We start from the raw sequence: 13,569 nt of genomic DNA, 5'->3' as shown, positions 1-13,569 counted from the left end.
TTGGGAATCGTGAAGTGACTCGTGCACGGCCTCTACGACCACGACGGAATTCTGCGATTCATCGGACTGGATCGGGAGGCCTGTGTCGCGTATGCCGAGCTCTTCGACCTTTCTCTGGCCAGTTGCTCCTTAATGGATCTGCCTGTGCCTCTGCCGCTGGCAGTCAGGACGCGTCAACGGATGATTCCGGGAGTAAGCAACAGTTGAAGCCATCACGGCAGATTTTTCCGTGATCCATGGCCCAATTGAGCAGGGCAACTCTGTTCTTGGAGCCAGTCTTGGTGAAGACGTTGCTGACGTGATTGTCGACCGTCCTTTTGCTGATGGTGAGCCTCTCTGCAATCTCCTGGTTGGTCAATCCCTCTGCGACCAGTTCGATGATTTCGACCTCCCGTGTCGAGAGTGAGATGTTCGAGGACCCATGTCCATCGCCATTCACCATGCTGGACACCGACGATTCTTCCGCCTCCATCCTAGGCATTCATTCCTGACTGGCGATCTTCCATAGTGGCCATCAGAAGCATTTGAAGGGTTTGGGTTCAGCGCTGCAGCGCAGTCTTGAGGCTGGTGCCGTCACCGTCACGGCTGAGGTGATGCCACCCCGTGGGGGAGATCCCAGTCATACCTTGGCCATGGCCAATCTCCTGCGCGACTGGGTTCAGGCCATCAATGTCACTGACGGCAGCCGCGCAGTAATGCGCATGAGCAGTCTTGCGGTGTGCCGCTTGCTGTTGGACGCCGGGCTTGAGCCTGTGCTGCAAATGGCAGGGCGTGATCGCAACCGCATTGGGATTCAGGCGGATCTGCTCGGTGCCCATGCGCTCGGTATCCGTAATTTGCTGTGTCTCACTGGGGATTCAGTGAAGGCTGGTGATCAACCCTCCGTTCGCCCGGTGCATGAACTGGAGTCGGTGCGGCTGCTGCAGCAAGTCAGCGCTTTCAACCGGGGTGAGGACCCTGTGAAGGAGAGCCTGCCTGATGGCCCAACAGCCTTATTTGCAGGAGCTGCCGCTGATCCGCACTGTGCCAGCTGGTCGGGGCTCAAGCGCAGGCTGGAGCGTAAACGCGAAGCAGGTGCTCGTTTCGTTCAGACCCAAATGGTGATGGATCCGCAGGTGCTGGAGCGTTTCTGCCGTGACATGGCGGCTCCGATGGAGCTGCCTGTTCTGGCAGGGGTGTTTCTGCTCAAGTCAGCGAGGAATGCCAGTTTCATCAATCAGAAGGTCCCTGGAGCCAACATTCCAGACAGCCTGATCGCGCGACTGGAGGCCGCCTCAGATCCAGCGGCCGAAGGCATCGCCATCGCGGCTGAGCAGGTCCGGCAATTTGCCGGGATTGCTCAGGGCGTCCACGTGATGGCCGTGAGAGCGGAAGAGCGGATTCCTGAGGTGCTGGAGCGAGCTGGTCTCAGCTCGCAGCAGTGGTGAGGTCAGTCCCGAGCAGTTCGGCCATCGCTTTCTGCTGAGGGGAGGGCTCAACCAGATCCTGGCGCCTGGCATCGGTGATCAACCAGTCGAGGGCAGCTTCCTGAAGATCGAAATGGTCGCCATTTTTGCCAACGCAGTAACGGCCGAACACCAGTTTTTCGACGAGCTGGACGCCTGCACCGATGCGTGAGTAGTCGAAGATGATCGAATTGTCGATTGTGGCGCCTTCGCAGATGTGGCAGCTGGGCCCGATCATCGTGGGGCCGATCAGCGTTGCTCCGTCTTCGATCTTGGTCATGCCACCGACATAGACGGGGCCTTGAACGTCGATCCGGTCCCAGTTAGCCGCCACATTCAGGCCGGTGTAGACCCCAGGACGAACCTCTTTGCCAGGAATGCCCACCTGGCGAACATCACCCTGAAGCACACTTCGGATCGCCCGCCAGTAATCGGGAACCTTGCCGATGTCGACCCATTCGAACTCCATGGGTAAGGCATAGAACGGTGCACCGACCTCCACAAGCCTGGGGAAGAGATCCGAGCCGATGTCGAAGGACTCACCCGAAGGGATGTGCTCAAAAATCTCTGGTTCGAAGAGATAGATGCCTGTGTTGATGGTGTCGCTCAGGGCTTCGTCCACCTTCGGCTTTTCCTGGAAGGCCTGAATGCGTCCCTCTGCATCACTCACGACAACGCCATAGCTGCTGACCTGTTCCTTCGGAACACGTTTGGTGATCAGGCTGGCGAGGGCACCTTTTTCCCGGTGACGTCTCACCGCTTCGGTGAGATCAAGGTCGATGAGTGCATCGCCACACAACACCACAAAGGTGTCGTCGAAGAACGTTTGGAAATCCTGGATTTTCTTCAGCCCGCCAGCGGAGCCCAGAGCGTCACCGATCAGTTCGCCATCTTCGATACGGCCTTCGAAGCTATAAGCGATTTCCACGCCAAATCGCTGGCCATCTCGGAAGTAGTTCTCGATCTCCTCGGCCAAGTGGGACACATTGACCATCACCTCCGCGAAACCATGCTCTTTGAGCAGTTCCAGCAGGAATTCCATCACTGGCTTCTGCAGGATTGGAATCATCGGTTTGGGGATCACATGTGTGATCGGCTGAACCCTTGTTCCCTTGCCCGCGGCCAGGATCATCGCCTTCATCGGCGTTACAGGCTTACAACGGATAAGCCAACATAAGGGTGTGGTTAAGCCGCCACGGCCCCCTCGGCCGGCATGACAGCTGGCACGTCCAGGCTGGTCAGAGGCATCTGGGCCATGGTGCCTGGAGCAAGTAGCCGTTTGAGTCGGATCGGACCGTGTAGCGAGTCCATCTGCTCCAGCTCAACCTGGCCTTGTGAAGACAGGAACAGAAGTGCCCAGAACACCCCTACGCGGTCCTTATCCAGGTCGTCGTCGGCAATGTCGTTCCATTGAGTCACCAGGTGTTCGAAATTGACCCATTGCAGGGCTGCTTCCCAGCCGTTCAGAAAGACTCCCATGGCTGCTGTGGTTTCTGGCAGTTTCTCTCGGTGAGCGAGGGCGGCCACCTGAGCGATCGCTTCCTTGTTGGAATAGCGCTTCTGACGCTGGCGTCGGCGCATTTCCAGTTCGTCTGATTCGAGCTGCTCTGCAATCGATTCCAGTTGTTCAATCAGCTCCCCCAGCGTGACCGGGCGCCGCAGCGGTGGTGGAGCCACCGGTCGGCGTTGCAGGTGTCGCTCGGGGTGGCGAGGGATGTCGAAGCTTGGATCTAGCCATCCCTGGTCAGCAAAATCCGCCTCAAACATCTCCTCAACCTCTGGTTGCGGAGGAAACGTGCTGGCTTCAAGCACTTCCGCTTTGAGTCCCACCAGCACTGACGCTGCCAGGAAGGCTTCACTGCTGTCGGCCAGGTCACGTTCATAGCTTCCGCCGCGTCGCTTCAACGCTTCCTCAACTTGGCGGGGAACTTCGATCCGTTGTTTCAGCTGATCCAGAAAGCCATCGACCACAGCGATGACATCCACATCCCATGGATCAAGGTCACCCTGCTGAGCAGCGTCCTGAAGCAGGCGAATCGCGAGCCTTGCACCGGCATCGGCTCTCTGATTCAGCCCGGCATCCATCTCAGCCTGTGGCCGTCTTCAGGAAAAATACCGGTGATGGATCGACCGGGCCAGCCCCTAGCAGCGTGATTGATCAGGATCCGTTGCCAGACATCAGCCGAGGCGCTTTGAGCATGGCTGGCGCCAGGCTGCCACTACGAATTAAAGGTGCTGTCGGTCGGCTGATCACCTCCATAGCGGCCACATCTCGGTCAACCAGTGCTTCGATCGCTGTGCGGTAGCTGTCCGTCATCAGTCGCGGATAGAGACCAATCCCGATGATCGGCACCAGCAGACAGCCGATGATGTAGATCTCGCGGGGCTCCGCATCCACCAGGTTGGTGTTGGTGGTGAGCTGTGCGTTTTCCTTGCCAAAGAAAATTTCTCTCAACATCGATAGCAGATAGATCGGCGTCAGGATCACACCGATTGCAGCGAGTCCGTCGATCACGATCCTGAAGCTGAGTGTGTAGGCCTCGTCGGTTGCGAAGCCTGTGAACACCATCAATTCACTGACAAACCCACTCATGCCCGGGAGTGCGAGGGACGCCAGGCAGCAGACGGTCCACAGAGCAAACATGACCCGCATCTTCTGGCCCACCCCACCCATCTCATCGAGCTGCAGGGTGTGGGTGCGGTCATAGGTGGCGCCCACCAGGAAAAATAGGCTGGCCCCAATCAGGCCGTGGCTGATCATCTGCAACATCGCGCCACTCGTTCCTAGAGCGCTGAAACTGCCGATGCCAATCAGCACAAACCCCATATGGCTGATAGAGCTGTAGGCAATTTTTCGTTTGAGGTTGCGCTGAGCGAAGGAGGTGAGGGCTGCGTAAATGATGTTGACAACACCCAGCACGACCAGAAGTGGTGCGAACTGGGCATGTGCTTCAGGCAGCATTTCGGCGTTGAAGCGCATCAGGGCATAGCCACCCATTTTCAGAAGGATGCCCGCCAGCAGCATGTGCACTGGAGCTGTCGCCTCACCGTGAGCATCCGGCAGCCAGGTGTGCAGTGGAACGATCGGTAATTTGACTCCGAAGGCGATCAGTAGACCGGCGTAACAGAGCAACTGAAATCCTGTGCTGAACCCTTTCTGTGCCAGCACGGTGTACTCGAAGTTGGGTGTACCGCCTCCCATAAAGCCCATGGCCAGAGCCGCAAGCAGGATGAACAGCGAGCTGCCAGCCGTGTAGAGGATGAACTTGGTGGCGGCGTACTGACGCCTCTTGCCCCCCCAGATGGCCAGCAACAAATAAACAGGCAGTAGTTCCAGTTCCCAGGCCAGGAAAAACAACAGCATGTCCTGCACTGCGAACACTGCGATCTGGCCGCCATCCATGGCCAGAATCAGAAAGAAGAACAGCTTGGGTTTGAAGGTGACCGGCCATGCGGCCAGGACCGCCAGCGCGGTGATGAAGCTGGTGAGCAGGATCAGAGGCATGGACAACCCATCGGCTCCCACGGCCCATGTAAGTCCCAGATCTGGTAGCCAGCTGACCCGTTCTGAGAGCTGAAGGCCGCTGAAGCTGGGGTCATAACCGCTCAGATAGGCCCCCACCGTGATCAGAAAGGTGACGAGCGCGATGCCCAGAGCGAACCAGCGGACTTGTCGCCCTTCTCCCTGATCAGGGATGAAGGGGACGATCAACGCGCCCACGATCGGGAAAAGGATGGAAAGACTCAGCCAGGGGAACTGAGCTGGAATGATTCCTGCTGCGATATCCGCTGCAGGGTCAAAGGGAGCACTGACGGCAAACTCCAGCAACGAAAAGGCCTTTCACCACTGTTCGGAGTGTAGAAATCCTGGCTGTACTGGCACTGACTCGATAGGCGTTGACACACATAAGCCGGTTTGATGTGCTGATCTGCTGATCAGATCTCTCCAGAACCCTGAAGATCGGGAAAACTTTGACCATGTCAACAACCTCACACGTTGTGGTTGTTGACATGGTTAGTGCATTCATCTCCATTTCCGTGTAGATCCCGCCTTGTCACCTTGCTGGATTCAGCACGACAAGATCGTTGTTTGAGAGATAAAGAACTTGTCGGTTCAGCAACAAAAAAGCTCCCTTGTTGAGGAAGCTTTACGAGTTCGAGCAATCAATCGAGATCTGCAGACTTCAGATCAGAAACGGAAGGAGGTTTTCATTATGCCGCCCAAACTGATTGAAGCTTTCTTCCTGAGTTGCAGCTCCCAGAGGGCTGCTCAGCTTGATGATGAATGAGGCACTGTGCACTTGATGAGGTCAATTAATCGGGCCACCAAGAACACCAAAGAGCACCACCAGGCCAATGACACCACCAAACACGATCAGGGCGTAGAACTGGGCGCGGCCGGTTTCGAAGTATTTGAGACCTTCTCCGCTGCCAAGCGTAAGCAGGCCGGTGAGGTTCACGACACCATCAACCACTTTCGCGTCAACTTCAAGCACCTCTCGTGCAATTTTGCGGCTGCTGCGGACGAACAGCTTGTCGTTGATGTCATCCAAATACCACTTGTTGGCAAGAAAGGCATTAACGGCTGGGAAGCGAGCTGCTACCAGCACACCTAGATCGATGCGACGCAGGGCATAGGCGAGCACAGCCACGCTGATTCCGATCACGGAGATGGCAACGGAGGCTCCTGCCAGAGGCAGGAATTCTCCCCAACTGAAATGCTCCGCCATCTCAAGGGCTTCTTCGGGGTCAAGAAGTCCGGCAAAGCGGCTGTTCCAGGGAGTGCCGAGCAGACCGATCAGGACGGAGGGGACCGCGAGCACCACCAGCGGCAGGGTCATCGGCCATGGCGATTCATGCAGGCTGCCCGCATGGTGGGCATGTTCCTCATCCACAGTCTTGCCGGCGGCAGCCATCAGCTGAGCCTGCATGGCCTCATCGTTGCCGCGAAAGTCTCCCTCGAAGGTGAGGAAGTAGAGCCGGAACATGTAAAACGCGGTCATGCCGGCGGTGAGAAAGCCCACCACCCAGAGGATGGGAAATGTGCCAAAGGCCTGGCCAAGAATTTCGTCTTTGCTCCAGAAACCTGCCAGCGGAGGGATGCCACTGATGGCGATGCAGCCAATCAGGAAGGTAATCGCTGTGATCGGCATCTTTTTGCGCAGACCGCCCATCAGTCGCATGTCCTGGGCGAGCACAGGTTCATGTCCCACCACGTCCTCCATGGCGTGAATCACTGATCCCGACCCCAGGAAGAGCATCGCCTTGAAGAAGGCATGGGTCACCAGGTGGAACATGCCGGCAACGGGGGCTCCACAGCCCATGGCCAGCATCATGTAGCCCAGCTGGGACACGGTGCTGTAGGCCAGTCCCTTTTTGAGGTCCATCTGGGTAAGGGCGATCGAGGCTCCCAGAAAGCAGGTGATCGTGCCGGTGACGGCGATGAACACGCCCACGCTCGGAAACTGGCTGTAAAGCGGTTCGAGACGTGCCACCAAAAACACGCCGGCAGCCACCATCGTGGCGGCGTGGATCAGTGCCGAGATCGGTGTTGGACCTTCCATCGCATCCGGCAGCCAGACGTGAAGAGGGAACTGGGCCGATTTCGCCATCGGACCCATGAACACAAACAGACAGAGAAGGAGAGCTGCCCAGCCCGGCACGATGCCGCTGCTCACTCCCGCTGAAAGCCCATCGGCGATTCCCTGGAAGTCGAAACTGCCTGTAGCCCAGAACAGACCGAGGATGCCGAGCAAGAGGCCGAAGTCACCAACCCTGTTGACCACAAAAGCCTTCTGAGCGGCATGTGCTGCGCCGTCTCGGTCGTACCAGAAGCCCACCAGCAGATAGGACGACATGCCCACCAACTCCCAGAACACGTAGATCTCGAGCAGGTTGGGGCTCACCACCAGTCCAAGCATCGAACTGCTGAAGATGGCCAGGTAGGTGAAAAAGCGCACGTAGCTCTTGTCATGCGCCATGTAGCCATGTGAGTAGATCATCACCAGCAAGGCCACAGTGGTGACCAGAGCCAGCATCACTGCGGCAAGAGGGTCGACCACATAGCCCATCGGCAGGATGAAATCCCCTGCGCTTGCCCATATAAACAGGTGTTCAACCGGTGGTGCGCCTCCCAGTTGCTCCAAAAGCACCGCATAACTGATCACTGCGGCAGCACCAATGCAGCTGATCAGCAGCACGGCCACCGGTTTTCGCAATCGGTTGATTGTGCGGTTGAAGCTGATCAGACCCAGACCAGTAATCAGGGCCCCGAACAAGGGCAGCACTGGAATCAACCAGGCGGAGTCGGCAGCCGAGGGCATCCAGACAAAACAGCTTGTAGCGAGTGTAGGCAGCTCAGTTCAACAATTCTCCGAGACGCGAGTGCAGAAAGGCCATGCCCCCTCTGGGGATGTAGCGGTGCGCCCACCAGAACACCCCGACTGCGATGGCGATGCCCAGCTGAGCCGGTCGGACCAGCTCGCTCAACACCAGCTGTTGGCGCCCATCGATCACGGCGGCGAACGGAACCACGGATGTTTCGGTCTGAAGACTGTCGAAAGCTTCTCCGAAGCGGGCTTTGAGTCGTCGGTCGCCATGCCAGACGGCAAAGAGATGATGCGCAATCAGACCTGCACAGGTCACCAACATGAAGCTGCTTCCAATCCAGAGTGCATGGCTCATGCACCAGAGAATCTGACCGACAGCCTGAGGATGTCGGCTGATCCGGATGATTCCTGTGGCATAGAGACGCACCTGAGGCTTAAGCACCGCAGGGATCTCCAGCAGGTTGTAGGTGGCTGGGTAGAGGAACAGGAAACTGATCGCCGTCACAACCCAGATGGCAGGTACCATCCCTGGGAGACCCTGAAGATTCCAGATCCGGATGCCGTCATAGCGGTGAGCCAGGAAGTAGGCGATCACCACAACGGCTGAGGGAATGCTCAGGGCTGCAAACACCAGACGCCAGGCTCGCGCGCCGATCTTGGCCTCAGCCCGTGATCGCAAGGCTGCGCCACCGCTGTGAATCACTGCGAAAACAACGAGCAACCCCAGCATCACCAGGCTGCTGTGATGGATGCCTGCTGTTGCGTCAGCCAACGAGATGCTGCGAGAGCCGTGATTCTGGCGTTCGGCAGGGAAGGGGACCCCTACAGTTTTTGGGCATCTGCTGTTTTTCGGGCAGCTTTCCATGGCCGATCTGCCCTTCACCCTGGATCAGCTGCGCATCCTGCGGGCCATCGTCAGTGAGGGCAGTTTCAAAAAGGCAGCCGACAGTCTTTATGTGACCCAGCCGGCGGTGAGCTTGCAGATTCAGAATCTGGAGAAGCAGCTGGAGGTTGCTCTTTTCGACCGTGGCGGTCGCAAGGCTCAGCTCACAGAAGCGGGCCACCTTCTGCTCAGCTACTGCGATCGAATTCTCAGTCAGTGTCATGAGGCGTGCAGGGCGCTAGATGATCTTCACGACCTCAAGGGGGGCTCTTTGCTGGTTGGCGCCAGCCAGACCACCGGGACTTATCTCATGCCTCGCATGATCGGTTTGTTCCGCCAGAAATTCCCGGATGTGGCCGTGCAGCTGCATGTTCACAGCACCCGGCGTACCGGCTGGAGTGTCGCTAATGGACAGATCGATCTGGCGATCATCGGTGGTGAATTACCAGCTGAATTAAATGAACTGCTGCAGGTTGTGCCCTATGCCAGTGACGAGTTGGCTCTGGTGCTGCCTGTGAAGCACCCCCTCGCGCGTCTGGTGGAGCTCAGCAAGGATGACCTTTATCGGCTTGGTTTTGTGAGCTTGGATGCGCAGTCGACCACTCGCAAGATGGTTGATCAGTTGCTCGGCCGCTCCGGATTGGATGTTCAGCGGCTGCGGATTGAGATGGAACTGAACTCATTCGAAGCGATCAAAAATGCCGTTCAGGCAGGTCTGGGCGCGGCTTTCCTTCCAGTGGTCTCGATCGAGCGTGAGCTCACTGCCGGGACCTTGTTACGCCCAACCGTCGTCGACCTGCAGGTGCGTCGTCAGCTCAAGTTGATCACGAACCCATCTCGCTATTGCTCCCGAGCAGCCGAAGCCTTCCGGCGAGATGTATTGCCGGTCTTTGCAAGTGCTGACAGTCCCTTGCGTCAGGGAAGGGCTGCCGCAGTGCCTCAGGACATCAGCTCTGAGCAAACCGGGGAGATCGATCAGAACTGATCGGCTTCCGGAGTGATTCCGACAGTGTCATCCGCCACGCCTCGGGTCAGGAACTTGTTCTGAGTGATGTCGGTCTGGTAAACGCAACGCACAACAGGTTTGTCACGCACTGAGCCGATGTAGGCGAAGGTGTTCATACGCTGTTTGCATTCCCTCTCCTGCGCTGAGGTGATAGCCCCTTCCTTGCGCAGCACCGCCCAGTTTTCTCTTCGAATCACGCATCCAGGCTGCAGGGTCGGCTGAGTGACAAAACTGCTGGATGGATTCAGCGTCGTATACATCTCGATATCCATCACAAAGGCACTGGCACCCCACTGCCTGCAGAACTCTGGGTCTGGCACTGCCATGTCCAGCTGTTGTGAGCTGGCGATGTTGCCTTGGTCGCCTTGAGTGGTGCTGGTGACGGCACTGCCAATGCCGATTCCCACAATCAGAACCCCAGCCAGCACAGCAATGGTGGCCGTGTTCAAGCTCATGCCGTTGCCACCATTCTTCGGAGGTGGTGGCCCTCCGTATCCTCTGCCGTCCCGGCGGTCATCCCTGCGCGGCTCATCACGGCGGCGGTCACCGCTTCTCCGGTCGTAGCCGGAGCCGGAACGGTCGTAGGGGGATCGACTCACAGCAGTTCAGGCGTTCTGGGAAGACCCATCGAATAGTTGAGGACTCGGCAGTCGGGGTTGTAACTCAGCTTTCCGGCCTGCAGCAGCTCGCGGATGCATCCTTCGAGTTCCGTGCCGATGCGACGCAGGTTGTAGTCATTCAGCGCTTGACCGTCATGGCTCTTGACCAGTTCGCGGAAGCGTTGCTGGACAGTCTCGACGGTGCTGTCAGACCAGACGAATTCGTTGTCGGGATCCAAGTCGAGGGTGAGTTGACTCGGGTCGGCGACCAGATCACCATTCTCGACCCGCGCCGTGAACAGGCGCACGTGACGGGTGGTGCTCTTCAGCAGGGTCTCGGCCATGAATCAAGCGAAGCGATGCGAACACCGCGCAGGCGTATTGCAGGTGACTTTAGGAAGCGGAGAGGAGACCTCTCCTTTTAAGGTTGTTTTCATCTTGTGTTCAGAAGCATGCGTGTCGCCATTGCGGGTGCCGGTTTGGCAGGTCTTTCCTGCGCCAAGTATCTGGCCGATGCTGGCCATATGCCCGTTGTGGTCGAGGCTCGCGACGTGCTCGGTGGCAAGGTTGCAGCCTGGAAAGACGAGGACGGTGACTGGTATGAGACCGGGCTCCACATCTTTTTCGGGGCCTACCCGAACATGCTTCAGATCTTCAAAGAGTTGAATATCGAAGACCGGCTGCAGTGGAAGAGTCATTCGATGATCTTCAATCAGCAGGAGGAACCAGGCACTTACAGCCGCTTCGATTTTCCTGATCTGCCAGCCCCTGTGAATGGTGTGGCCGCGATCCTGGGAAATAACGACATGCTGAGCTGGCCTGAGAAAATCAGCTTCGGCCTAGGCCTCGTGCCTGCGATGCTTCGGGGGCAGGGGTATGTCGAAGAGTGCGACAAGTATTCCTGGACCGAGTGGCTGCGGGTCCACAACATTCCCGAACGGGTGAACGATGAAGTGTTCTTAGCGATGAGCAAGGCGCTGAATTTCATCGACCCCGATGAAATCTCCGCCACGGTTGTGCTCACAGCCCTCAATCGTTTCCTGCAGGAGAAGAACGGCTCCAAGATGGCTTTCCTCGATGGAGCACCGCCGGAGAGGCTCTGCCAGCCGATGGTGGAGCACATCGAATCGCTTGGCGGTGAGGTTCACCTCGAGTGCCCGCTGCGTGAAATCAAGCTCAATGACGATGGTTCTGTGGCTGCCTTCCATATCGGTGGCATCAAGGGCAAGGAGAGCTTCGACCTCACCGCCGATGCCTACGTCAGTGCTCTACCGGTGGACCCTTTCAAGTTGCTGCTCCCGCAGCCTTGGAAGCAGATGGACGTTTTCAAAAAGCTCGACGGCCTGCGTGGAGTCCCTGTGATCAACCTGCATCTCTGGTTCGATCGCAAGCTCACCGATATTGATCACCTGCTGTTCAGCCGCTCGCCACTGCTCAGCGTCTACGCCGACATGAGCATCACCTGCAAGGAGTACGAAGACCCTGATAAGTCGATGCTGGAGCTCGTGTTCGCTCCCGCCAAAGACTGGATCGGACGTTCAGATGAAGAGATCATCGAGGCCACGATGGGTGAACTCAACAAGTTGTTCCCTACTCACTTCGGTGGAGATAACCCCGCCACGCTGCGGAAATTCAAGGTGGTGAAGACACCTCTTTCGGTGTACAAAACTACTCCTGGTTGCCAGCAGCTTCGTCCGGATCAGACCACGCCGATCAAAAACTTTTTCCTGGCGGGCGATTACACAATGCAGCGCTATCTCGCATCCATGGAAGGTGCAGTTCTCAGCGGAAAACTCTGTGCAGGGGCGGTGGACCGTGAGAGCGATCAGCTGGCATCATCGTCTCCAGCCATCGAGCCGGTTTCGGCCTGAGTCATGCCTCTCGCAGCTCCGGACCTCGACGCAGCCTTCGAGGCCTGTCGTCGGGAGACCGCTGAGTGGGCCAAAACGTTCTATCTCGGAACGCTGCTGCTCCCCCATGAGAAGCGTCGGGCAATCTGGGCGATCTACGTCTGGTGCAGACGTACCGATGAGCTCATGGATAGTCCTGAGGCTCAGGCTCGTCCTGTGGAGGAGCTGGCCGATCGTCTAAATCGCTGGGAGTTGAAAACCCGCGACCTGTTCAAAGGACAGGTCGAGGATGAGCTCGATGCGGTGATGGTCGACACGCTCGAGCGGTTTCCTCAGAGCATTCAGCCTTATCTCGACATGATCGAGGGACAGCGCATGGATCTCACCTGGACTCGCTACCCCCGTTTCGACGATCTCAGGTTGTACTGCTACAGGGTTGCAGGAACAGTTGGCCTGATGACTCAGGGGGTCATGGGTTTGGATCAGGCTTACAGCTCTGCGCCTTGGAGCGATCGTCCTGATACGTCAGATGCCGCAGTTGCGCTTGGAATCGCCAACCAGCTCACCAATATTCTTCGTGATGTGGGAGAAGATCGAGGTCGTGGTCGGATCTATCTGCCGTTGGAAGATCTTGAGCACTTCGGATATTCCGAAGATGACCTGATGGCAGGTCGCATCAATCAAGCCTGGAAGGATCTCATGGCGTTTCAGCTGAGCCGCGCTCGTGCGTGGTTTGATCGCTCTGAGGCTGGAGTGCGCTGGTTGTCCCGCGATGCACGATGGCCAGTGTGGACGTCCCTTCGCCTCTACAGGGGGATTTTGGATGTGATCGAGCGCCACGATTACGACGTCTTCAACAAGCGCGCCTACGTGGGAAAGCTCAATAAGTTCCTTGACCTTCCTCGCTCTTTTGTCCTCGCTCAGTCACGCTAATCGTCTTAGGTCAAAAAAACCGGTCATCTCAGATGACCGGTGATGCTGATTAGATCAAACGACTGTTCAGACAGCCGTTTTCTGATTTCCAAGAAGCTCCTTGAGCTTTGAAAGTTCACCTGCCCAGCGGGGATCGGGTGCCTCTTCGGCTTTGGCATCACTGTGAACAACCTTGTTGACAGCTTTGCGAGCTGAGCCCGGTGCATGGCCACTGGCCTGTCCGCGTCGCCCACCACCGCTGGCATTGCTGTCGCGTCGCTCCGAGCGTTCGACACGGAGTGAATTCCCTCCGAGTTCCTTGCCGTTGAACTGTTCAATCACGGCATCAGCGACTTTTTCGTCGTCGACGTTCGCGAAGCCAAAGCCTCGGCAGGCACCTGTTTCACGGTCGAGAACGGCCTTGAAGCGAATTCCCTCCCCAACGCTGGTGAGCTGAGCTTCAAGCTCTTTGCTCTCAAAATTCTGCGGCAAATTGCCGATGTAAAGACGCACGCTCATGAAACGGGGAAGGGAAACGGAAGACT

13 protein-coding genes are annotated in these 13,569 nt (G+C 57.4%); 4 read left to right on the top strand and 9 right to left on the bottom strand.

All coding sequences use genetic code 11. The features are described from left to right. Positions 1–163: 163 nt before the first annotated feature. Positions 164–442, bottom strand: coding sequence for a LuxR C-terminal-related transcriptional regulator (locus DXY37_RS05150; RefSeq protein ID WP_066909057.1), 279 nt, complete (start codon positions 440–442; stop codon positions 164–166). A 91-nt stretch (positions 443–533) separates the two neighbouring features. Here DXY37_RS05150 and DXY37_RS05145 point away from each other — a divergent pair, with 91 nt between their 5' ends. After that, entirely contained in the window at positions 534–1,427 is an 894-nt protein-coding gene (locus tag DXY37_RS05145) for a methylenetetrahydrofolate reductase (protein WP_115125973.1), read from the top strand. On the opposite strand, the gene DXY37_RS05140 is transcribed toward DXY37_RS05145, so the two are convergent. From DXY37_RS05140 to DXY37_RS05115, 5 genes are all read right to left on the bottom strand, one after another. Beyond that, on the bottom strand, positions 1,408–2,586 hold the full coding sequence (locus DXY37_RS05140; RefSeq protein WP_115125672.1) for an NDP-sugar synthase: 1,179 nt from the start codon (positions 2,584–2,586) through the stop codon (positions 1,408–1,410). The genes DXY37_RS05145 and DXY37_RS05140 overlap by 20 nt on opposite strands. 44 nt (positions 2,587–2,630) lie before the next feature. Next, positions 2,631–3,530: a segregation/condensation protein A gene (locus tag DXY37_RS05135; protein ID WP_115125671.1), complete on the bottom strand. Its 900-nt coding sequence runs from the start codon at positions 3,528–3,530 to the stop codon at positions 2,631–2,633. A 73-nt stretch (positions 3,531–3,603) separates the two neighbouring features. Continuing rightward, positions 3,604–5,274, bottom strand: a complete 1,671-nt coding sequence (locus DXY37_RS05130; protein WP_115125670.1) for an NAD(P)H-quinone oxidoreductase subunit 4 — start codon at positions 5,272–5,274, stop codon at positions 3,604–3,606. A 481-nt stretch (positions 5,275–5,755) separates the two neighbouring features. Next, positions 5,756–7,768, bottom strand: a complete 2,013-nt coding sequence (locus tag DXY37_RS05120) for an NAD(P)H-quinone oxidoreductase subunit 5 (RefSeq protein ID WP_115125668.1) — start codon at positions 7,766–7,768, stop codon at positions 5,756–5,758. A 34-nt stretch (positions 7,769–7,802) separates the two neighbouring features. Beyond that, a complete protein-coding gene (locus DXY37_RS05115) occupies positions 7,803–8,504 on the bottom strand; it encodes an NnrU family protein (RefSeq protein WP_115125972.1) in 702 nt (233 codons plus the stop codon). Between the two features lie 133 nt (positions 8,505–8,637). Here DXY37_RS05115 and DXY37_RS05110 point away from each other — a divergent pair, with 133 nt between their 5' ends. Beyond that, the gene (locus tag DXY37_RS05110; RefSeq protein WP_067096258.1) at positions 8,638–9,642 is read left to right on the top strand and encodes a LysR family transcriptional regulator; all 1,005 of its coding nucleotides are present in this window, start codon (positions 8,638–8,640) and stop codon (positions 9,640–9,642) included. Here DXY37_RS05110 and DXY37_RS05105 read toward each other — a convergent pair. Further along, positions 9,633–10,262, bottom strand: a complete 630-nt coding sequence (locus tag DXY37_RS05105; RefSeq protein ID WP_115125667.1) for a DUF3172 domain-containing protein — start codon at positions 10,260–10,262, stop codon at positions 9,633–9,635. The two genes, DXY37_RS05110 and DXY37_RS05105, sit on opposite strands and share 10 nt — an antisense overlap. Then, positions 10,259–10,606 carry an NAD(P)H-quinone oxidoreductase subunit M gene (gene ndhM / locus DXY37_RS05100; protein ID WP_067096263.1) on the bottom strand — a complete coding sequence of 116 codons (348 nt, stop codon included), beginning with the start codon at positions 10,604–10,606 and terminating at the stop codon, positions 10,259–10,261. The genes DXY37_RS05105 and ndhM overlap by 4 nt, the downstream gene beginning before the upstream one ends. A 108-nt stretch (positions 10,607–10,714) precedes the next feature. Here ndhM and pds point away from each other — a divergent pair, with 108 nt between their 5' ends. Continuing rightward, positions 10,715–12,133, top strand: a complete 1,419-nt coding sequence (gene pds / locus DXY37_RS05095; RefSeq protein ID WP_115125666.1) for a 15-cis-phytoene desaturase — start codon at positions 10,715–10,717, stop codon at positions 12,131–12,133. Between the two features lie 3 nt (positions 12,134–12,136). Further along, positions 12,137–13,045: a phytoene synthase gene (locus tag DXY37_RS05090; protein WP_115125665.1), complete on the top strand. Its 909-nt coding sequence runs from the start codon at positions 12,137–12,139 to the stop codon at positions 13,043–13,045. A 66-nt stretch (positions 13,046–13,111) separates the two neighbouring features. On the opposite strand, the gene DXY37_RS05085 is transcribed toward DXY37_RS05090, so the two are convergent. Beyond that, on the bottom strand, positions 13,112–13,543 hold the full coding sequence (locus DXY37_RS05085; RefSeq protein ID WP_115125971.1) for an RNA-binding protein: 432 nt from the start codon (positions 13,541–13,543) through the stop codon (positions 13,112–13,114). Positions 13,544–13,569: the final 26 nt, after the last annotated feature.

The organism is Synechococcus sp. GEYO, from assembly GCF_900473955.1.
In the GTDB taxonomy this organism is placed as follows: domain Bacteria; phylum Cyanobacteriota; class Cyanobacteriia; order PCC-6307; family Cyanobiaceae; genus Synechococcus_C.
The sequence above is the reverse complement of the archived record's forward strand: the minus strand, read 5'-3'. Positions and strand labels throughout refer to the sequence as shown.

Bases quoted from the DNA above. Each gene is read 5' to 3' on its own strand.
- DXY37_RS05150 (WP_066909057.1), bottom strand. From the start codon at position 442: ATGGTGAATGGCGATGGACATGGGTCCTCGAACATCTCACTCTCGACA.
- DXY37_RS05140 (WP_115125672.1), bottom strand. From the start codon at position 2,586: ATGAAGGCGATGATCCTGGCCGCGGGCAAGGGAACAAGGGTTCAGCCG.
- DXY37_RS05135 (WP_115125671.1), bottom strand. From the start codon at position 3,530: ATGGATGCCGGGCTGAATCAGAGAGCCGATGCCGGTGCAAGGCTCGCG.
- DXY37_RS05120 (WP_115125668.1), bottom strand. From the start codon at position 7,768: ATGCCCTCGGCTGCCGACTCCGCCTGGTTGATTCCAGTGCTGCCCTTG.
- DXY37_RS05115 (WP_115125972.1), bottom strand. From the start codon at position 8,504: ATGCTGGGGTTGCTCGTTGTTTTCGCAGTGATTCACAGCGGTGGCGCA.
- DXY37_RS05110 (WP_067096258.1), top strand. From the start codon at position 8,638: ATGGCCGATCTGCCCTTCACCCTGGATCAGCTGCGCATCCTGCGGGCC.
- ndhM (WP_067096263.1), bottom strand. From the start codon at position 10,606: ATGGCCGAGACCCTGCTGAAGAGCACCACCCGTCACGTGCGCCTGTTC.
- pds (WP_115125666.1), top strand. From the start codon at position 10,715: ATGCGTGTCGCCATTGCGGGTGCCGGTTTGGCAGGTCTTTCCTGCGCC.
- DXY37_RS05090 (WP_115125665.1), top strand. From the start codon at position 12,137: ATGCCTCTCGCAGCTCCGGACCTCGACGCAGCCTTCGAGGCCTGTCGT.
- DXY37_RS05085 (WP_115125971.1), bottom strand. From the start codon at position 13,543: ATGAGCGTGCGTCTTTACATCGGCAATTTGCCGCAGAATTTTGAGAGC.